The organism is Marinobacterium aestuarii, assembly GCF_001651805.1.
Taxonomy (GTDB): Bacteria; Pseudomonadota; Gammaproteobacteria; order Pseudomonadales; family Balneatricaceae; genus Marinobacterium_A; species Marinobacterium_A aestuarii.
On record NZ_CP015839.1, the window covers coordinates 1,063,311 to 1,080,899 of the forward strand.

Below are 17,589 nucleotides of genomic sequence, written 5' to 3' on the forward strand. Positions count from 1 at the left end.
TTCTGTATGAGTTGCCGTGTTTGAAAAACATGATCTTTTTAGTGTTTTTATTTGTTTAAGTTGCATTTTCTATTTTGGCGATCTACATATTTATATTAACCCGGCGGCAATTTAGGTCTGATATAATGTGCGCATGAATACCGACGCACGCAAGCTCAGCACAGAGCAACAGGAACTTCTCAGGCAGCAAGCCATTCGACTCCGTTTGAAAGGCAAAACTTTCCGTGAAATCGGGCAGCTGCTCAATGTTCACCCCGATACTGTTGGACGCTGGTACCAGCGTTATGAAGCCGGCGGCAAGGCGGCCTTGACAGTACAAAAACGGGGCCCCAAGAACAAACCGCGTCGCCTGACCGAGGCGCAGGAGCAGCGTGTCATTGAGGCGGTTAAAGACCAGATGCCGGATCAGTACAAACTGGGTTTTGCGCTCTGGACGCGGCGTGCTATCGCTCAGCTAATCAAGCAATTCTGGGGGATCGACATTCCGGTTCGGACTCTGGGAGACTACCTCAAGCGCTGGGGCTTCTCGCCGCAGAAGCCGCTAAAGAAAGCCTGGGAACAGAACCCGGCCCGGGTCGATGCTTGGCTAAAAGAGGAGTATCCGCAAATCAAGGCGCGCGCCAAAGCAGAGAACGCGCAGATTTTCTGGGGTGATGAAACCGGGATCAAGAATACAACCCAGCATGGCCGTAGCTATGCTCCGATCGGCAAAACGCCCGTGCAGCCACTGCCGGCCAAGCGCGTATCACTGAATATGATCTCGGCGATCACCAACCAGGGGACCGTGCGTTTCATGCTGTACGAATCGATGATGAACGCCAAGGTTCTGATCAAATTTCTTCGGGCACTGATCGAATCTACGCCCGGCAAAGTGTTTCTGATTCTGGATAACCTGCGCGTCCACCATGCCAAGATAGTGAAGCGCTGGCTCGCAAAGAAGCCCGTGAAGCGCTATCTGGAAGTGTTCTTTTTGCCCGCGTACTCGCCTGAACTGAACCCGGATGAATACTTGAACTGCGATTTGAAGAACATGGTGCACAGCGGTCCGGCGGTTCGTTCGATTGACGACCTGAAGAAACGCACTCGATCGTGCATGCTCACATTGCAACGTCGGCCAGAACGGGTAAAAACCTATTTCCGGGCAGGACACATTCGGTATGCCGCATGATCGATGTATTTATCCGCCGGGTTAATATCAAAATGGGTGGTGGGTTAAATAGTCCTTTCTGTGATTTTGTACATCACTGTATACTGGGCTATGTCAGTATTAATAAATTCGTTAAGGTCTTTTTTATAAAGTTTATATGGTGCGTAGGTTAGGGCTTTTATCTCATTCTACAGACTGAACAATGAAGGAATAGCTCAGTTATGATAAGAATTATAGTTGTGCTTGGAGTTGTTGTGGCGCTATATTCCAGCAGCGCCTTGGTTAGGGCAAAGCTAGCAATAAATGAGGTGGAAAATTATGTTTCAGAAGCACTGCTAGATGTAGCTCAACCTTGGAGTTCATCAAGACTAACGGCAAGAGCATCTATTTGGCTTAATAAACATTCTGGCCTAAAACCAGATGAAATTGTTAGGAAAGGGAAGGTCGAGCTTGGAGACCTAGCTTATATAGATGGTGATCCTGATTGCGATCTATATAAAGGCATTGCTCAGCATGAAAGTGTAGAAAGGAACTATTCTGATTGTACAGTGGTCGTCAGGTTTGAGAAAAAGTCGGCCAGCATTAGCGTACGATTAGTCAAAGAGAGTGAAAACTGGAAAATAAACAATTTTATTTCCATAAAATAAGAACGAAAATAAGATGACTGCATTTACTTTCGAAAGCTTCATGCATCCGATAATGCAATTCGTTTGCCCGAAGCAGCCCATAGGCTGGGATGGGGAGCCGGTCAGTAAGGGCCAGGTGCTGGTGGAGTTTGATAATTCCCAGACTAATGCAGACCGGCAGCGGCTGGAATACGAGTTGCTGGCCGCAGGTTTCAACCTGGCGCGCCAGCAAGCAATGATATCCCGGTTGAGTCGACGGGGCGAGCCAGAGGAGCCCATCGAGTGGCCAACTCAGTTTACTGCGGCCTCCTGGCTCAGACACGCCTGTCACCCTATATGAATGCAATCGGTGTCCAGTGGTCAGGCGAAGAACTGCTATTTGATTTCTCGCAGATGGAGCAGCTGCTAACAGCCGAATTGAGCCTCGACAGTGAAAAGGTCTATGACGCCTTCGATCTGGCCACAGTGCTGGATAATAACAGCTCGAGCTGGAGCCTCAGAGACTTCGTACAGGCCAGCATCGACACGTTGCCCAGTCTCGGCGTGCTGGGTGATACCCCATTTGACAATGAGCGTTATATTGCCGGCACTTTGACGGCTGAAACATTGACAGGAACAGCCTCTGACAATTTCATGCTGGCGGGCGCCGGCGACGATATTGTCAATACGGGGGCGGGTAATGACGAGGTCTTCGCCGGGACTGGCAATGACGTTGTCACTGCATCCCACTCCGGTTCCAACTATTTGCACGGTGGCAGCGACGACGACCTGCTGCGGGTGGCACGCACCGATACCTACCGCAGCTACAACGCCCAGACCGCCGCCGGCAACAGTAACGCCCTGATCGGCGGCGAAGGCAACGACCGGCTGGAAGGCTGGACCGGCAGCGACACCTATGTGTTCAACCGCGGCGACGGCCAGGACGTGGTCAGCGATTACGACTGGGGCTACCAAGTCGGGATCTACTACTCCCGACTTTTTTATTCCGGTACAGTCGACCAAGTACTGAGTGTGGCGGTGTGAATATATTTATGGGAAGTCGATGCGCGAACTCCTGCTGATCTACGACAAGCAATGCCCCTTCTGTGAGCACTACTGTCGCCTGGTGCGTATTCGGGCGGCGGTGGGGACGCTGCGGCTGGTCAATGCCCGCGACACTGCCGAAGAGAGGACCATACTGATGGCTGAGGTCACGGCAGCCGGGCTGGATATCGACCAGGGCATGGTGCTGAAAATGGGTGAACGGCTCTATTACGGTGCTGATGCCATCGAACGGCTGGCATTGCTCAGCAGCCGCTCGGGCGCGTTTAATCGCCTGAATTACTGGATCTTCCGCTCGAAGCGCCGCTCGGCGCTGCTCTATCCGCTGCTGCGCAGCTGTCGTAACGGGGTGCTGAAGCTGATGGGCAAGTCCCGGATCAACAATCTGCAGCGCGCAGGCCGCGACCGTTTCTAATTGCCCATCTTCTAATCACGAATCACGAATCACGAATCACGAATCACGAATCACAAATCACGAATCCCAGGCCGACGGCTGACCGGATTCCGATAAAACGCGAGTCAGGTGCCCTAACCTAAGCCGACTGCACTTTGCGCTCGCGCTGATCAAGTATGACCCGGTGTACGAAGGACAGCTTTTCTATGGCGTCCGGCGCCAGGATGAAGGGGTAGAGGTCGGGCTGGCCCATGCTCTGATTCAGACTGTTGAGGGCGTAGGTGACCGGCAACCACTGTTCTATCAATGGCTCGAAATTCTTGCTGCGATAGGGATCGAAGGGCACGCCTGTGCTCAGGTCTTCGGCTTCTTCCACCCGGGGCTTTACCCTCAGGCCAAAGGCGCGGGCGGTTTCCAGGGTGTCGGCGATATGCAGGTAGTGAGCCCAGGTCTCGGCCCAGTCTTCCCAGGGATGGCTGCTGGCATAGGTGCTGACGAAGCTGTTTTGCCAGTCGGCGGGCGCACCTTTCTCGTAGTGATGCTGCAGGGATTTCTGGTAGTCCTGCGTCTCGTCGCCAAACAGGGTTCGAAAAGGCTCCAGCCAGTCGCTATCCAGTACCAGTCTGTCCCAGTAGTAGTGCCCTGACTCATGGCGAAAATGGCCCAGCAGGGTGCGGTAGGGCTCGGCCATCTGCTGGCGCATGTCTTCGCGGATGGCATCGTCGGCCTCGGCGATATTCAGCGTAATCAGGCCGGCGGCATGACCGGTCATTACACGCTCGTCGTCTTCGTGAAACGCCTTGCTCAGGTCATCCGCCAGAAAGGCAAACGCCAGCCCCTCGGCATCGGGTTCAGGCTTGGGTTCCAGGGGCAGGCCGAGGCGCATCAGGCTGAATACCAGGCGGCGCTTTTCCGCCTCCAGCCGGTGCCAGAGGGTCTTGTTACCCTCGACACTCAAATCCGGAATGGTCTGGGTCAGGCGGCAGGCCACACAGTACTCGCAGGGATCGCTGTCCGCGATCATCCAGTTGCACAGGTTGTGTTCGCTGTAGTTAACACACTTGCGATAACCGGCCTCACTGGGTTCGGCATCAACGGCAACCCAGTGATCGTCGTGGGTCTTTAGGGCTGAAAGCACCATTTTATCGGGCAGGAAGCCGAGTTCGTGCTGGCAGCGAATGCAGCTGAAATTGTCGAAGTAGAGGGTGTGGCCGCAATGCTGGCAGGTGAATAGTTTCATGTCAGGCTCCTGATGTGCAGGCAGTGTAGCCGCACCAAGGTCCCCGCAATAGCTTTCCCTGTGTCGGCAAGAGGAAAAGCCGGCGAAGTCGTGTATTATTTCCCGTCGGGTTCGGCGTAGGCGCACAATGGCGCTTTTGATTCGCAGGCAATGCCATGGTCGCGGATCGGACGAATAAGGCTTTATACGTATCAACAGATTGGGTGCTATATGCTGCTGATGATCGACAATTACGACAGTTTTACCTACAACGTCGTGCAGTATCTGGGTGAGCTGGGCGCTGATGTTCGGGTGTTTCGCAATGACGAAATTACCCTGGAGCAGATCGACGCCATGAACCCGGAGCAGCTGGTGATATCGCCTGGCCCCTGTACGCCCAAAGAGGCGGGGGTGTCAGTGCCGGCCATCGAGCAGTTCGCCGGCAAACTGCCCATTTTCGGTATCTGTCTTGGCCATCAGAGTATTGGCCAGGCGTTTGGCGGCAAGATTGTACGCGCCAAGCAGGTGATGCACGGTAAAACCTCCATGGTGTATCACAACGACAGCGGTGTCTTTGCAGGCCTTGCCAATCCGCTGGAAGTGACCCGCTACCATTCACTGGTGATCGAGCAGGCGTCCCTGCCCGACTGCCTGGAAGTGACGGCCTGGACCCAGAATGACGATGGCACTCTCGATGAAATCATGGGCGTGCGCCACCGCAGCCTGGATATCGAAGGTGTGCAGTTCCATCCCGAATCGATTTTGACACAGCAGGGACATGAACTGCTGGCCAACTTTCTCAAGCGTCGCCGTCCACAGGCGGCCTAGCAGGGTGTTGAAATACGTTGGCGAAGCAGTCAAGACAAGGCAAACATCCGTGAAAAACCGCAGTTTACGCGGTGTAAATGAGGATTTTGAACGGATTTTTAACGCAGGATTGGCCATGCAGGTTTTTTTAGCAGCCTGCTAAGGAGAGACAATGAACATTCAGCAAGCGATCGCCAAGGTGGTCGACCATCTGGATCTGACACGCAGTGAAATGATCGAGGTCATGCAGCAGGTGATGACTGGACAGTGCACTGAAGCCCAGATCGCGGGTTTCCTGGTGGCACTGCGCATGAAGAGCGAATCCATCGACGAAATTACCGGTGCGGCTCAGGTCATGCGTGACCTCGCGACGCCGGTGCATATCAATGCAGGCCCCCTGGTGGATATCGTCGGCACCGGTGGCGATGGCGCCAACCTGTTCAATATTTCCAGCGCCAGTGCCTTTGTTACCGCCGCCGCCGGCGCCAGTGTGGCCAAGCACGGCAACCGGGCCGTGTCGTCCTCCAGCGGCAGCGCTGACCTGCTGGAAGCCTGTGGCGTCGATCTGACCCTCAATGCCGCCGGTGTGGCGCGCTGTGTGGAAGATGTCGGCGTGGGCTTCATGTTCGCGCCCAGTCACCACAGTGCCATGAAGTACGCCATAGGGCCGCGGCGTCAGCTCGGCATCCGTACCCTGTTCAATATTCTCGGGCCCATGACCAACCCGGCCGGCGTCAAGCGCCTGCTGATCGGCGTGTTCAGCGATTCCCTGTGTCGCCCCATGGCCGAGGTCATGCGCGAGCTCGGCGGCGAGCATGTGATGGTGGTGCACGCCCACGATGGGCTGGATGAAATCAGCCTGGCGACCCATACCCATGTGGCGGAGCTGAAAGATGGCGTGGTAACCGAATACAGCCTGATGCCGGAAGATGTCGGCATCGAGAGCCAGAGCCTGATCGGGCTTGAAGTCAGCAGCTCGGCGGACTCCTTGCGCCTGATCATGGATGCCTTTAAAAACGCCAACAACACCGCGGCGCGCAAGGCCGGCAATATTATTGCGCTCAATGCCGGTGCGGCCATCTACCTGTCCGGTGTGGCGGCAACCCTGGCCGAGGGTGTGACCCTGGCGCGGGAGCAGCTGGAAAACGGCGCGGCGCTGGAAAAAATGGAGCAGCTGGCGGCCTTCAGTCAGCAACTGGCGCAGGAGCAGGCATGAGCAACGATACGCCCACGGTTTTGAAGAAAATACTGGCCCGCAAGGCCGAGGAAGTCAGCGAGCGCTCTGCGAAGGTATCGATCGGCGATCTCAAGTTGCGTATCGCCGATCAGCAGGGCTCTGCCACCGATCCCCGCGGTTTTGTCGACAGCATGGCGCGCAGCATTGCCGCCGGTCGCTCGGCGGTGATCGCCGAGGTGAAGAAAGCCAGCCCGTCCAAGGGGCTGTTGCGTGATCCTTTTGTGCCGGCCGATATTGCCCGCTCCTATGAGCGTGGCGGCGCCAGCTGTCTGTCGGTCCTGACGGATCTCGATTACTTTCAGGGTTGCGAAGCCTACCTGCAGGAGGCCCGCGCCGCCTGCAGTCTGCCGGTGATTCGCAAGGACTTTATCGTCGATCCCTATCAGGTATATGAAGCCCGGGCCATAGGGGCGGACTGCATCCTGCTGATAGTAGCGGCACTGCAGGATCAGCAGATGGCGGATCTGAATGCCCTGGCGCTGGAGCTGGGCATGGATGTGCTGGTTGAGGTGCATGACCGGGCAGAGCTTGAGCGCTCTCTTGGGCTCGGCAACCGCCTGGTGGGCATCAACAACCGCAATCTGCACACCTTTGAAGTGTCGCTGAACAACACCATCGAACTGCTGGATCAGGTGCCGGCCGATCGTATCGTCGTGACCGAGAGCGCCATTACCGGGCCTGCCGATGTGGCCCTGATGCGTGGGCACGGCGTGCACAGCTTTCTGGTGGGCGAAACCTTTATGCGTGCCGAAGACCCGGGTCTGAAGCTGGCTGAACTGTTTGACTGATAGGGAGCTGCGAAGATGACAATGAGTGCCAAGGTTCAGTGGGCGGGTGATGATCGTTTCAAGGCGACTACCGGTTCCGGTTTTGATGTGATGCTGGACCGTGACCTGAAAGAAGGTCCGCGGCCGATGGAATTGCTGCTGGCCAGCCTTGGCAGTTGCAGCAGCGTCGATGTCATGGCGATCCTGCGCAAGAGCCGTCAGGATGTCACCGCCTGTGTAGTGGAAATTGACGCCGAACGCGCCGATACCGTGCCCGCGGTGTTCACCGCCATTCATCTCAAGTTTGTGGTGACGGGGCGCAAGCTCAAGGAAGCCCACGTCAAGCGTGCGGTGCAGCTGTCGGCGGAGCAGTACTGCTCGGTATCGCTGATGCTGGAGAAGGGCGGCGTCAAAATGAGCCACAGCTACGAGATCATCGAGCTCGACGTTTAAGGTTCAAAGTCCGAAGCCTAAAGCTTACGGCTTAAACAGAGAAGCCGAAGGCCATGCCTTCGGTTTTATCTGGCTGCATTGCATCTGCTGTGTGATCTGCGTATAATTCCGCGTCCATTTGTACTTCATTAACCTCCTTGCTTTCGCGTGCATACACAGGTTTTCCCTGTTTAAGAGCTCGTCGAAGGCTGTAAAACCGAAAGGAGTTCCAATGCGTCATTATGAAATCGTATTTCTGGTTCACCCGAACCAGAGCGAGCAGGTTCCTGCGATGGTTGAGCGTTACACCGGCGTTATCGAAGGTGCTGACGGCAAGATCCACCGCATGGAAGACTGGGGTCGCCGTCAGCTGGCTTACCCAATCAACAATGCTCACAAAGCACACTACATTCTGATGAACGTAGAATGCAGCCAGGAAGTTCTGGACGAGCTGGAAAACATGTTCCGCTACAACGATGCCGTTCTGCGTAACATGTTCATCCGTCGTAAAGAAGCGATCACTGAAGTTTCTCCGATCAAAGCTGCTGAATCCCGCGAAGAGCGCAAGCCACGTCGTGAAGATTCCCGGCCAGAAAGGCAGGAAGAGAAACCGGCTGAAGCGACTGAAGAAGCTGCTGCCGAGTAACCCCACCTTTTATTTGATTGAGGAGAAATCCCATGGCTCGTTTTTTCCGTCGCCGCAAGTTCTGCCGTTTCACGGCGGAAGGTGTTAAAGAGATCGATTACAAAGATCTGGAAGTCCTGAAAGGTTACATCACCGAAACAGGCAAGATCGTACCCAGCCGCATCACCGGCACCAAGGCGCGCTACCAGCGTCAGCTGGCGACTGCGATCAAGCGTGCGCGCTTTGTCGCTCTGCTGCCGTACACCGATAGCCACCTGTAAGCCGGGTTAGTCGTCATGCGCAAGCTGGCTGAGCTGATAATGCGCGGCCGCTCGCAGGCGATACTGGTGGTGTTTATCGCCACCATGCTGCCGATGATGTACTGGATCAGCGCAGCGGCCGTCGGCCTGGTCACCCTCAGAAGAGGGACCAGCGAGGGTGCCGGACTCCTGGCCTGGAGCTTGCTTCCGGCCGGAGCCTGGGGGCTGATCGGAGATCCGACCCCCGCTCTGGTTATCCTGGGTACTTACGTACTTGCAGTGATACTCAGACGGACGGTGTCCTGGGGCAGCACCCTTGCGGTTCTGATACCCGTGGGTGTAATCGCCGGCATTGCTCTTGAGCAGATGCTGCGCGAGGTTCTGGGGCAGTTGGTCGAGGTTGTGCAGGAACTGCTGGCACAGTCGCAGGCGACAGTGCCAGGCGCCGAGCTCGGTGCCGATGGCTGGTATCAGTTGCTTGCCGGTGGCCTTAGTGCCTCCCATGCAGCAATGATGCTGGCCAGTCTAGTGCTGGCACGCTGGTGGCAGTCGGTACTGTACAACCCCGGTGGCTTCCGCGAGGAATTTCACCGGCTCAGACTGAGCCCGTCACTGACACTGGCTGTCATGGCGGTGCTGGTCCTGGGGCCACAGTTCGGTCTCGTAATGGTGCACTGGTTGCCATTACTGGTTTTGCCGCTGGTATTTGCCGGTCTGGCACTGGTTCACGGCAGCGTGGCCAAACGGAAAGTAGGGGGTACCTGGCTGTTCATGTTTTACATGGCGGTCGTGGTGCTGGGTCCTTACCTGATTACGATGCTGGTGTTGCTGGCTGTGATAGACAGCCTGGTCGATATCCGTCGACGCATACCGGCCAAGACTTAGTACTGCAATGACATTTGCAGAACAAAGAGGTTTACGAGATGGAAGTTATTCTGCTCGAAAAAGTTAGCAAGCTGGGTAACCTGGGTGACAAGGTTAACGTTAAAGCCGGTTTCGGTCGTAACTACCTGGTTCCTCAGGGCAAGGCTGTATCTGCCACTGAAAACAACGTCGCGAAGTTCGAAGAACGTCGTGCGGAACTGGAAGCTTCTGCTGCCGCCAAGCTGAGCGACGCTCAGGCGCGTGCAGCGCAGCTGAACGAACTGGAACTGTCTGTTGTTGCCAAAGCTGGCGACGAAGGCAAGCTGTTCGGTTCTATCGGTACTCGCGATATCGCTGATGCGATCTCCGGCTCCGGTGTTGTTGTTCAGAAAAGTGAAGTTCGTCTGCCAGAAGGTGCTATCCGCACGACTGGCGAGTTCGAAATCAACTTGCAGCTGCACGCTGAAGTGAATGCGACAATCAAGCTGAACGTTGTTGGCGAATAATTTCGTCTGACAATTTGTTTGCTGAAAAGGCACTGCGTAGAATACTGCGCAGTGCCTTTTTTTATGTACAGGATGTACGGTATGCCGCGGGCGCATGGGGCGTTTTTTGCTCCTGCAAAAACGGCATTCACGCCTTCCCTGGCGCTCATGCGCAGGAGCGGCGCATTGGTGATGCCTGGCACCAGGAGTGGGTATAGAGGCACGGCTCAGCGATAGATAGACCCCTGTTTTCGGCTTGTAGGTTATACGATGGACTTTTCAGAACTGCATGATGATGATCTGGCCAGTATCAAGCTGCCACCGCACTCCATAGAGGCGGAGCAGTCGGTACTCGGCGGGCTGATGCTGGACAACAGCACCTGGGATACCGTGTCCGAGATACTGACCGAAGATCTGTTCTACCGTCGGGATCATCGTCTGATTTTCCGCTCCATGGACAGGCTGATCAATGCCAGTCAGCCGGTCGATGTGGTGACGGTGCAGGAAGAGCTCGACCGGGTCGGTGAACTTGAAGCCGGTGGCGGGCTGGAGTATCTGGTGACGCTGGCGCGCAACACGCCTAGTGCCTCGAACATTCGCGCCTATTCCGAGATCGTGCGTGACCGCGCCCTGCTGCGCCAGATGATCTCGGTGTCCCAGGAAATTTCCGACAGTGCCTTCAATCCCGAGGGGATGCTGCCGGAGGATCTGCTCAACGATGCCGAGCGCAAGATCTTTCAGATCGCCGAGAGCCGGCCGAACCAGGGTGGCCCTGAGCCGGTTAATCCGCTGCTGAAAAAGGCCGTTGAGCGCATCGACATGCTGTTCAACAATGCCGAGGCCATGACCGGGGTGTCCACCGGCTTTGATGATCTGGACGAGAGCACCACGGGTCTGCAACCATCGGATCTGATTATCATTGCGGCGCGTCCGTCCATGGGTAAAACCACCTTCGCCATGAACCTGGTGGAAAATGCCCTGATGCTCAGTGGCCGTCCGGTGCTGGTGTTCAGCCTGGAAATGCCCGCCGACCAGCTGGTGACACGTATGCTGTCATCCCTTGGTCGCATTAACCAGACCAAGGTGCGTACCGGTCAGCTGGAAGAGGAAGACTGGCCGCGTCTCACCACGGCGGTCAATATGCTGCGGGACAAGCCGCTCTATATCGACGACACGGCCGGTATAAGCCCCAATGAAATGCGTTCCCGGGCGCGGCGTATCAAGCGCGAACACGGCGATCTGGCCCTGATCATGATCGACTATCTGCAGCTGATGCAGATCAAGGGCACCAAGATGGAAAGCCGCACGGCAGAAATCTCCGAGATATCCCGTTCCCTCAAGTCCCTGGCCAAGGAAATGGAGTGCCCGGTGGTGGCGCTGTCGCAGCTTAACCGAGCGCTGGAGCAGCGCCCCAACAAGCGCCCGGTGAACTCCGACCTGCGTGAATCCGGCGCCATCGAGCAGGATGCCGACGTCATCATGTTTATCTACCGTGATGAGGTCTACAACGAGGACAGCGAGCAGAAGGGGATCGCCGAAATCATTATCGGCAAGCAGCGAAACGGTCCCATCGGCACCGCGCGACTGGCCTTTATCGGCAAGTACACCCGCTTCGAGAATCTGGCGCCGCAGCACTACGAAGAATACGGCGGCTTTGACGGCGGCTGATGCCGGTTGTTAAAGCGTCTGCCTCTGTTAACAGCCCTGACCAGGGCTGTTTCCGTATCTGGGGTCAGGTGGTTTTCTGCATGCGGTCGCGGAATTTCTGCGGCACGGCCGTGACCTTGCGTTCTTCGTAGTCGAAAAACACCATACCGGTTTTGGCGTGGGCCACCTCCACCGCGGTTTGCTTGTTGCTCAGCAGATAATAGAAATCACAGCCGTACTTGTTGAAGTCGCTGATGCAGACATCGATCTGCAGCACGTCACCGTGAAAGCCCTCTGCCTTATAGATCACCGCCGAGTCGGTCATGATCATGCCCACCCCCTCGACGTTCAGTTCACCATAGTTGTACTGTGCCAGAAAGCGCACCCGGGCTTCGTGAATCAGGGAAACGATGGAGTCGTTGCTCAGGTGTCCGCCGTAATTGATATCGCTGATGCGTACCGGCATTTCGGTGGTAAAGGTAAAGTGCTCTGGCATCTCAATCTTGATACGTGGCATTGCTGTTTCCGCTGCAGACCCATGTCATTAAAGCATAATGAAAACAGGCGCTTGGGTCGAGCCTGAGGTGCAAGCTGCAGGCGAGCGCCGCAGCCTGTCGCCAAACACAGAAAAGGGGCCGACGAAGGGCCCCTGTGTACGCGATATGCTGTGGTCTTACTGGGCGTTCAGCACCAGCTGGCCATCCTTGAGCGGGATGCTGTTGCCGGGGTTGTGATCCATGCGCACCGAGGCCACCTGTTCGCCGATGCGGTATTCGACATCGTAGCCAATCAGGTCCTTGCGGCTGTCGGTTACGGTGTTGCAGACCCGTTCGGTGGTGCTGTAGGTGTCTTTTTCCTGCAGGTTCTTCTGTACCTGATTGCCGGCATAACCCCCGGCGGCGACGCCAGCGATGGTCGCCAGCTTCTTGCCGTTACCACCGCCAACCTGCTTGCCCAGCAGACCGCCGACGACGGCACCGACGACGGAGCCAGCAACGCGGTTTTCATCCTTCACCGGTGCCTGGCGGGTGACAACGCGGTCTTCGCAGACTTCCCGTGGCACCTTGGTGGTCTTGTAGGCTTCAGTGACCTTGAGCACCTCGGCTTCGGCGGGAGCCGAGTTCATCATCTGATATCCGGCGAAGCCGCCACCGGCGGTGACGAGGACGGCGCCGAGCACTGTACCTACGAGCATCGATTTGTTCATCTTTGTATCTCCCGGGCAAAGGTTGTCGGGCTACCTCTGCGGTCTGAATATCTTTGACTACACAGCATAGTCCAAAGTGCCTGTACCTGAGTTGAACGGCCGGGTCAGGCGCGGGACAGTACCCGCACCATGGCGCTGGTCAGGCTTGCCAGGTCCTCATTGTTCATGACATACGGGGGCATCACATAGACCAGCTTGCCAAAGGGCCTGATCCAGATGCCCTCGGCGACGAACTCCTTCTGGATGGCCACGGTGTTCACCGGGGCTTTCATCTCCACCACACCTATGGCGCCCAGACAACGCACCTCGGCCACGCCTGCCAGTTCGGCGGCGGGGGCAAGACCGGTCTTGAGGCCGCGCTCGATACGGGCGACATTGCCGGCCCAGTCTCCCTCCTGCAGCAGTCGCAGGCTGGTGGCCGCGACGGCGCAGGCCAGGGGGTTGGCCATAAAGGTCGGGCCATGCATAAAGCAGCCGGCGCCGCCTGCGGAGATGGTTTCGCCTATATCGCTGCGCGTCAGGGTGGCCGCCAGGGTCATGTAACCGCCAGTCAGGGCCTTGCCGACGCAGAGAATGTCGGGGGTAATGCCGGCGTGCTCGCAGGCAAACAGCTTGCCGGTGCGGCCAAAGCCGGTGGCGACTTCATCGGCAATCAGCAGCACCTGGTACTCGTCACAGAGTGCGCGGGCGCGCTTGAGGTACCCGGGATGATAGAAGCGCATGCCGCCGGCACCCTGGACTATGGGTTCCAGGATCAGGGCGGCAATGTGCGCGTGCTCTTTGGCCAGCAGGCGTTCCAGCGCGCTGATGTCGGCCTCGTCCCAGTCGCCGCCGAAGGGGATTTCGGGGCGCGGGGCGAAGAACTGCTGCGGCAGTACACCGGTAAAGATTTCATGCATGCCGCCGACCGGGTCACACACCGACATGGCACCAAAGGTGTCGCCGTGATAGCCGCTGCGAATGGTCAGCAGGCGGTGCTTGGCCGGCAGGCCCTTGGCGTGCCAGTACTGAATCGCCATCTTGATCGCCACTTCCACCGCCACCGAACCTGAGTCGGCGATAAATACCTTGTCGAGCCCCTCCGGGGTCATCTCTACCAGGCGTCGGGCCAGTTCGATGGCAGGCTCATGGGTGATGCCGCCGAACATGACATGGCTCATGCGATCAATCTGGGCATGGGCCGCGGCATTAAGCTCCGGGTGGCCATAGCCGTGAATGACCGACCACCAGGACGCCATGCCGTCGATCAGCTGGCGGCCATCGGCCAGCTCCAGTCGCACACCTTTGGCGGCCACCACCGGGTAGGCCGGTGGCGGGTTGATCATCGACGAGTAGGGATGCCAGATGTGCTGCTGATCGAATGCTATCTGTTCAGATGTAATCTCTGGGCTGGGCATGAAAACTCCCTGTGGATAAATAATGAGCGCTATTAAAGCGAGCAACGCACCCGGGCGCAAGCACCGATCTGGCCCTGCGGCTCTGTCTGTGGTGGCTGAGCGTCAGTCGGCGTGGGGCCGGATCTCCAGAACCCGGATCTTGTCCTGATCGATGCTCCAGCGGACATTCAGATCATGCAGACGAATGCCGTAGATGCGCTCGGCCTGCTTTTTCTGATAGGCCGGGCGCGGGTCGCAGCGCAGCAGGTCTTCGATCTGCTGGCGCAGCGGTTCTTGGCGGCGGCGTTCGTAATCACTGCAGAAGTGCTCCGCTTGCTCGCTGAAATGCACCGGCAGATCCAGCAGCTCGATGCGCCCGGCCAGCTCGAAGGTGGCGCTGTCGATACGGTCCGAGTAGGGCAGGTAGGGCTTGATATCGAACACCGGGGTCTGATCCAGCAGGTCGGCACCGCTGATATAGAGCAGCACGCGATCGCCTTCAAAGCGGATGCCGTCCAGCCGTACCGGAGAGAGACCGACGGGATTGGGCCTGAAGGGGGAGCGGGTGGCGAAAACGCCGATGCGCTGATTGCCCCCCAGACGCGGTGGGCGCACCGTTGGGCTCCAGCCCTTGTCGACGCATTCGCTGAACAGGAACAGCAGCCAGATATGACTGGCCATTTCGAGTCCGCGGACCGATTCGCGGTTGCCATAGGGCGGCAGGAGTTCCAGGGTGGCACCGACGGAGTGCACCAGGCCTGGCTGGCGCGGAATACCGAACTTTTCCTTGTAGCCGCTGTGGATAAGTCCGATGGGCTGAAATTCAATGGGCTGCATCAGTCGTCATTCAAGGCATTAAAGCTCGGCAGTATAACAGGCTCGCCTTTTGGCATCAGTGACTGAACACATCGTAAAACAGCTTGATGCCGGCCAGCATCAGAAAGCCATAACACAGATGGTAAAAAACACCTTCGTTGATGCGGTGCTGCAGCCAGGCGCCGGTCAGTACCCCCACGGGCGCGAGCACTGCCAGCACGGCGGAGGTGGTCAGCAGGTCGGTATTGAACTGGCCAAGCATGCCGTAGGGGATCAGCTTGATGTAGTTGACGGCGGCGAAGAAAACGATGGTGGTGCCGATATAGGCCTGCTTTTCCAGCCGCAGGGGCAGCAGGTAGATATTCAGCGGGGCGCCGCCGGCATGCACACTGAAACTGGTGAAACCCGACAATGCTCCCCAGAAGCTGCCACGGGCCAGGTTCTGTTGCCGCGGCTGCTGGCTGCTTTTGCGCAGGTAATAGTTGAGCGTAAAGCTGATGGCAATGGTGCCGACGATCAGGCGGATGTGATCATCGGTGAGGTAGCGAAAGCTCAGTGCTCCCAGCACTATGCCAACCAGCGCCGCCGGCAGCAGGGTTTTCAGGCAGCGGGCATCCCCCTTGCCACGGAATTTCCACAACCCCACCAGGTCCATCAGGCAGAGGATCGGCAACATGATGGCGGCGGCGGTGGTGGGTGGTACGGCGAGGGCCAGCAGGGGCACTGCGATCAGGCCAAGACCTCCGCCCAGGCCGCCTTTGGATATACCGACAATCAGCACCGCCGGGATGGCGACCAGATAGAAAAAGGGATCCTGAATCATGGGCAGGCGAGTCCGTTCGAGGCTGGGCGGGCGCTTATCCTAAGGCCGGACGCCGGGCCTTGTAAAGGTACCAAGGCAGGCTGCCGAACTCCTGAAGTTGCCTCGGGCCGCATATCTTTCCTGGGCAGTGCATCCTGCGGGGCCATTCAGCTCAGTGCTGTGGCGAAGCCGCTGCGATGTGCGCCGCATCACGATGTTGCAGCGGTGTGATACCGCTCCAGTAACGGGATACCTTCTCGGCCTGTTCGGCCAGGCGATGGATGTGACTCAGGGCATCCAGCAGCTGAACGGTATCTTCCGGCGACAGGCGCCGTTCGGTGGTGGCCAGCAGGATGGATGTCTTGAGGCTCTGATACTGACGCTCCAGCTGGTGCAGCAGCAGATGTGCGCTGTCGGCACCGCGATCAACGCTGTCGTCGATTTCGCAGGCATCAATCAGCGCGATGCTGGCCTTTTGATACTGGTGCACGTCGCGCCTTGTTGCTTCGTCGGCGATGACCTCAAAGCGATCATAGTAACCTGGCAGCAGGCACGACAGGCGGCTGACTTCGTTGAGGTAGCGCACCAGCCGCAGTGCTGTCGGCAGAATGCCACTGACTTCGCTGCTGATATCGTTTTCGGCAATGCGCTGGCAGAAAGCACCGATCTTGCCGGCCAGCTGATCCACCCCCAGCTGCTGGGCGCGCAGGTGGCTGGTATCGCCATTACTGGAGCTGATGGCCTCGCGCGCCATGCGCGAACAGATCTGGTCCAGGCGTGTCATCTCCTTGGCCATGGCTTCGATGGCCAGGGATGGCATCTGTACCAGGGTTTCGTCCAGATAGCGCGGGCGGCCCTCGTCTTCCTCCTGGCTGCGAAAACGCTGTTCCAGAATTGCCACCAGGCGGTCGGTCAGGGGCCAGAGAAGGGCCACGCCTGCGAGGTTGAACAGTGAGTGGAACAGCGCCAGCAACAGCACCAGATCAAAGCGGGCGGCATCAATGTGGTTAACCCAGGGGGCTAGCAGCAGCAGCAGCCCTAGCCCGACAAGGCCGGTGATCAGGTTGAACAGGACATGGGCGGCGGCGATGCGCTTGGCGTTGGAGGTGGCGCCGAGTACCGCAATGATAGAGGTGGAGGTGGTGCCGACGTTGGCGCCGATCACCATGGCGGCGGCGGCGGCCAGCGGGATGGCGCCGGATGCGGTGAGGGACAGGGTGATGGCCAGGGCGGCGGCGGAGGACTGCATCAGCAGGGTAAGCGCGAAGCCTGCGGCGACAAACAGCATCAGGCTCAGGCCGCTGCTGCCAAAGGCCGACAGGTCCAGATGCTGCTCGATGCCGGCAAAGGCGCCCTTGAGAAAATCCAGTCCGATAAAGAAGACCCCAAAGCCCGCCAGGGCAAAGCCGATATGGGCCAGGCGGCCGCGTCCGGCCAGATGCAGCAGCATGCCGCCGCCGATGAGTGGCAGGGCCAGGGCGCTGATCTTGATCTTGAAGCCGATCAGGGCAATCAGCCAGCCGACCATGGTAGTGCCGATATTACAGCCGTAGATGACCGATACCGACTGGGCCAGGGTGAGCAGACCGGCGTTGACGAAGCCGATGGTGGCGATGGTCACGACGCCGGAAGATTGCACCATGGCGGTGATCAGAGTGCCGGAAACGAGTCCGCGCAGACGTGAGCGGGTGGCGGTGCGCAGAATCTGCTTGAGTGACGAGCCTGCTGCCTTGCGCAGCCCCTGGGTCATGAGGTGCATGCCCAGCAGGAATAATCCGATACCGCCGACAAGGTCTCCAAACAGGGTGAATTGCATGTATAGCCTCCTTACTGACTG

The 17,589-nt window shown here is 57.8% G+C and carries 20 protein-coding genes; 13 read left to right on the forward strand and 7 right to left on the reverse strand.

Annotated features, from left to right (window positions below; translation table 11 throughout):
- Window positions 1–133 precede the first annotated feature (133 nt).
- The 4 genes from A8C75_RS04635 to A8C75_RS04650 all read left to right on the forward strand — a co-directional run bounded on the left by A8C75_RS04635 (window position 134) and on the right by A8C75_RS04650 (window position 3,229).
- On the forward strand, window positions 134–1,168 hold the full coding sequence (locus tag A8C75_RS04635; protein ID WP_067378797.1) for an IS630 family transposase: 1,035 nt from the start codon (window positions 134–136) through the stop codon (window positions 1,166–1,168).
- A gap of 200 nt (window positions 1,169–1,368) precedes the next feature.
- Complete coding sequence (locus tag A8C75_RS23555; RefSeq protein ID WP_157890223.1) at window positions 1,369–1,794, forward strand: hypothetical protein; 426 nt, start codon at window positions 1,369–1,371, stop codon at window positions 1,792–1,794.
- Window positions 1,795–2,055: 261 nt separating this feature from the next.
- Window positions 2,056–2,796, forward strand: a complete 741-nt coding sequence (locus A8C75_RS04645) for a calcium-binding protein (RefSeq protein WP_157890224.1) — start codon at window positions 2,056–2,058, stop codon at window positions 2,794–2,796.
- 19 nt (window positions 2,797–2,815) lie between these two features.
- A complete protein-coding gene (locus A8C75_RS04650) occupies window positions 2,816–3,229 on the forward strand; it encodes a DCC1-like thiol-disulfide oxidoreductase family protein (protein WP_067378806.1) in 414 nt (137 codons plus the stop codon).
- 118 nt (window positions 3,230–3,347) lie between these two features.
- Here the strand turns inward: A8C75_RS04650 and A8C75_RS04655 are convergent, their stop codons facing one another.
- On the reverse strand, window positions 3,348–4,448 hold the full coding sequence (locus tag A8C75_RS04655) for a zinc-binding metallopeptidase family protein (protein ID WP_067378808.1): 1,101 nt from the start codon (window positions 4,446–4,448) through the stop codon (window positions 3,348–3,350).
- 210 nt (window positions 4,449–4,658) lie between these two features.
- Here A8C75_RS04655 and A8C75_RS04660 point away from each other — a divergent pair, with 210 nt between their 5' ends.
- The 9 genes from A8C75_RS04660 to dnaB all read left to right on the forward strand — a co-directional run bounded on the left by A8C75_RS04660 (window position 4,659) and on the right by dnaB (window position 11,572).
- Complete coding sequence (locus tag A8C75_RS04660) at window positions 4,659–5,255, forward strand: aminodeoxychorismate/anthranilate synthase component II (RefSeq protein ID WP_067378811.1); 597 nt, start codon at window positions 4,659–4,661, stop codon at window positions 5,253–5,255.
- A 151-nt stretch (window positions 5,256–5,406) separates the two neighbouring features.
- Window positions 5,407–6,450 carry an anthranilate phosphoribosyltransferase gene (gene trpD, locus A8C75_RS04665; protein ID WP_067378814.1) on the forward strand — a complete coding sequence of 348 codons (1,044 nt, stop codon included), beginning with the start codon at window positions 5,407–5,409 and terminating at the stop codon, window positions 6,448–6,450.
- The gene (gene trpC / locus A8C75_RS04670; RefSeq protein WP_067378818.1) at window positions 6,447–7,259 is read left to right on the forward strand and encodes an indole-3-glycerol phosphate synthase TrpC; all 813 of its coding nucleotides are present in this window, start codon (window positions 6,447–6,449) and stop codon (window positions 7,257–7,259) included. The genes trpD and trpC overlap by 4 nt, the downstream gene beginning before the upstream one ends.
- A 21-nt stretch (window positions 7,260–7,280) precedes the next feature.
- Window positions 7,281–7,691: an OsmC family protein gene (locus A8C75_RS04675; RefSeq protein ID WP_067378821.1), complete on the forward strand. Its 411-nt coding sequence runs from the start codon at window positions 7,281–7,283 to the stop codon at window positions 7,689–7,691.
- A gap of 211 nt (window positions 7,692–7,902) precedes the next feature.
- Complete coding sequence (gene rpsF, locus A8C75_RS04680; protein ID WP_067298873.1) at window positions 7,903–8,316, forward strand: 30S ribosomal protein S6; 414 nt, start codon at window positions 7,903–7,905, stop codon at window positions 8,314–8,316.
- A 32-nt stretch (window positions 8,317–8,348) separates the two neighbouring features.
- A complete protein-coding gene (gene rpsR, locus A8C75_RS04685) occupies window positions 8,349–8,576 on the forward strand; it encodes a 30S ribosomal protein S18 (RefSeq protein ID WP_020681675.1) in 228 nt (75 codons plus the stop codon).
- 15 nt (window positions 8,577–8,591) lie between these two features.
- Window positions 8,592–9,440: a hypothetical protein gene (locus tag A8C75_RS04690; RefSeq protein ID WP_067378825.1), complete on the forward strand. Its 849-nt coding sequence runs from the start codon at window positions 8,592–8,594 to the stop codon at window positions 9,438–9,440.
- Between the two features lie 38 nt (window positions 9,441–9,478).
- Window positions 9,479–9,925, forward strand: coding sequence for a 50S ribosomal protein L9 (rplI, locus tag A8C75_RS04695; RefSeq protein WP_067298871.1), 447 nt, complete (start codon window positions 9,479–9,481; stop codon window positions 9,923–9,925).
- 249 nt (window positions 9,926–10,174) lie between these two features.
- Complete coding sequence (gene dnaB, locus A8C75_RS04700; protein ID WP_067298870.1) at window positions 10,175–11,572, forward strand: replicative DNA helicase; 1,398 nt, start codon at window positions 10,175–10,177, stop codon at window positions 11,570–11,572.
- Between the two features lie 64 nt (window positions 11,573–11,636).
- On the opposite strand, the gene A8C75_RS04705 is transcribed toward dnaB, so the two are convergent.
- The 6 genes from A8C75_RS04705 to A8C75_RS04730 form a co-directional block, all read right to left on the reverse strand.
- The gene (locus A8C75_RS04705) at window positions 11,637–12,068 is read right to left on the reverse strand and encodes an acyl-CoA thioesterase (RefSeq protein WP_067378827.1); all 432 of its coding nucleotides are present in this window, start codon (window positions 12,066–12,068) and stop codon (window positions 11,637–11,639) included.
- A gap of 156 nt (window positions 12,069–12,224) precedes the next feature.
- Window positions 12,225–12,758 (reverse strand): glycine zipper 2TM domain-containing protein, encoded by a 534-nt coding sequence (locus A8C75_RS04710; protein WP_067378830.1) that lies wholly within the window; start codon window positions 12,756–12,758, stop codon window positions 12,225–12,227.
- 104 nt (window positions 12,759–12,862) lie between these two features.
- Complete coding sequence (bioA, locus tag A8C75_RS04715) at window positions 12,863–14,155, reverse strand: adenosylmethionine--8-amino-7-oxononanoate transaminase (protein ID WP_193788188.1); 1,293 nt, start codon at window positions 14,153–14,155, stop codon at window positions 12,863–12,865.
- A gap of 102 nt (window positions 14,156–14,257) precedes the next feature.
- Window positions 14,258–14,971: a tRNA (N6-threonylcarbamoyladenosine(37)-N6)-methyltransferase TrmO gene (gene tsaA / locus A8C75_RS04720; RefSeq protein ID WP_067378833.1), complete on the reverse strand. Its 714-nt coding sequence runs from the start codon at window positions 14,969–14,971 to the stop codon at window positions 14,258–14,260.
- A gap of 55 nt (window positions 14,972–15,026) precedes the next feature.
- On the reverse strand, window positions 15,027–15,773 hold the full coding sequence (locus A8C75_RS04725; protein ID WP_067378836.1) for a sulfite exporter TauE/SafE family protein: 747 nt from the start codon (window positions 15,771–15,773) through the stop codon (window positions 15,027–15,029).
- A 151-nt stretch (window positions 15,774–15,924) separates the two neighbouring features.
- Window positions 15,925–17,568: a Na/Pi cotransporter family protein gene (locus A8C75_RS04730; protein ID WP_067378839.1), complete on the reverse strand. Its 1,644-nt coding sequence runs from the start codon at window positions 17,566–17,568 to the stop codon at window positions 15,925–15,927.
- Between the last annotated feature and the right edge of the window lie 21 nt (window positions 17,569–17,589).

What these genes read in the sequence shown, in the direction of transcription:
- trpC (WP_067378818.1), top strand. Translation starts at nt 6,447, where the DNA reads ATGAGCAACGATACGCCCACGGTTTTGAAGAAAATACTGGCCCGCAAG.
- A8C75_RS04635 (WP_067378797.1), top strand. Translation starts at nt 134, where the DNA reads ATGAATACCGACGCACGCAAGCTCAGCACAGAGCAACAGGAACTTCTC.
- rpsF (WP_067298873.1), top strand. Translation starts at nt 7,903, where the DNA reads ATGCGTCATTATGAAATCGTATTTCTGGTTCACCCGAACCAGAGCGAG.
- dnaB (WP_067298870.1), top strand. Translation starts at nt 10,175, where the DNA reads ATGGACTTTTCAGAACTGCATGATGATGATCTGGCCAGTATCAAGCTG.
- tsaA (WP_067378833.1), bottom strand. Translation starts at nt 14,971, where the DNA reads ATGCAGCCCATTGAATTTCAGCCCATCGGACTTATCCACAGCGGCTAC.
- A8C75_RS04710 (WP_067378830.1), bottom strand. Translation starts at nt 12,758, where the DNA reads ATGAACAAATCGATGCTCGTAGGTACAGTGCTCGGCGCCGTCCTCGTC.
- A8C75_RS04725 (WP_067378836.1), bottom strand. Translation starts at nt 15,773, where the DNA reads ATGATTCAGGATCCCTTTTTCTATCTGGTCGCCATCCCGGCGGTGCTG.
- trpD (WP_067378814.1), top strand. Translation starts at nt 5,407, where the DNA reads ATGAACATTCAGCAAGCGATCGCCAAGGTGGTCGACCATCTGGATCTG.
- A8C75_RS04655 (WP_067378808.1), bottom strand. Translation starts at nt 4,448, where the DNA reads ATGAAACTATTCACCTGCCAGCATTGCGGCCACACCCTCTACTTCGAC.
- rplI (WP_067298871.1), top strand. Translation starts at nt 9,479, where the DNA reads ATGGAAGTTATTCTGCTCGAAAAAGTTAGCAAGCTGGGTAACCTGGGT.
- A8C75_RS23555 (WP_157890223.1), top strand. Translation starts at nt 1,369, where the DNA reads ATGATAAGAATTATAGTTGTGCTTGGAGTTGTTGTGGCGCTATATTCC.
- A8C75_RS04650 (WP_067378806.1), top strand. Translation starts at nt 2,816, where the DNA reads ATGCGCGAACTCCTGCTGATCTACGACAAGCAATGCCCCTTCTGTGAG.
- A8C75_RS04675 (WP_067378821.1), top strand. Translation starts at nt 7,281, where the DNA reads ATGAGTGCCAAGGTTCAGTGGGCGGGTGATGATCGTTTCAAGGCGACT.
- A8C75_RS04660 (WP_067378811.1), top strand. Translation starts at nt 4,659, where the DNA reads ATGCTGCTGATGATCGACAATTACGACAGTTTTACCTACAACGTCGTG.
- A8C75_RS04730 (WP_067378839.1), bottom strand. Translation starts at nt 17,568, where the DNA reads ATGCAATTCACCCTGTTTGGAGACCTTGTCGGCGGTATCGGATTATTC.
- bioA (WP_193788188.1), bottom strand. Translation starts at nt 14,155, where the DNA reads ATGCCCAGCCCAGAGATTACATCTGAACAGATAGCATTCGATCAGCAG.
- A8C75_RS04690 (WP_067378825.1), top strand. Translation starts at nt 8,592, where the DNA reads ATGCGCAAGCTGGCTGAGCTGATAATGCGCGGCCGCTCGCAGGCGATA.
- rpsR (WP_020681675.1), top strand. Translation starts at nt 8,349, where the DNA reads ATGGCTCGTTTTTTCCGTCGCCGCAAGTTCTGCCGTTTCACGGCGGAA.
- A8C75_RS04705 (WP_067378827.1), bottom strand. Translation starts at nt 12,068, where the DNA reads ATGCCACGTATCAAGATTGAGATGCCAGAGCACTTTACCTTTACCACC.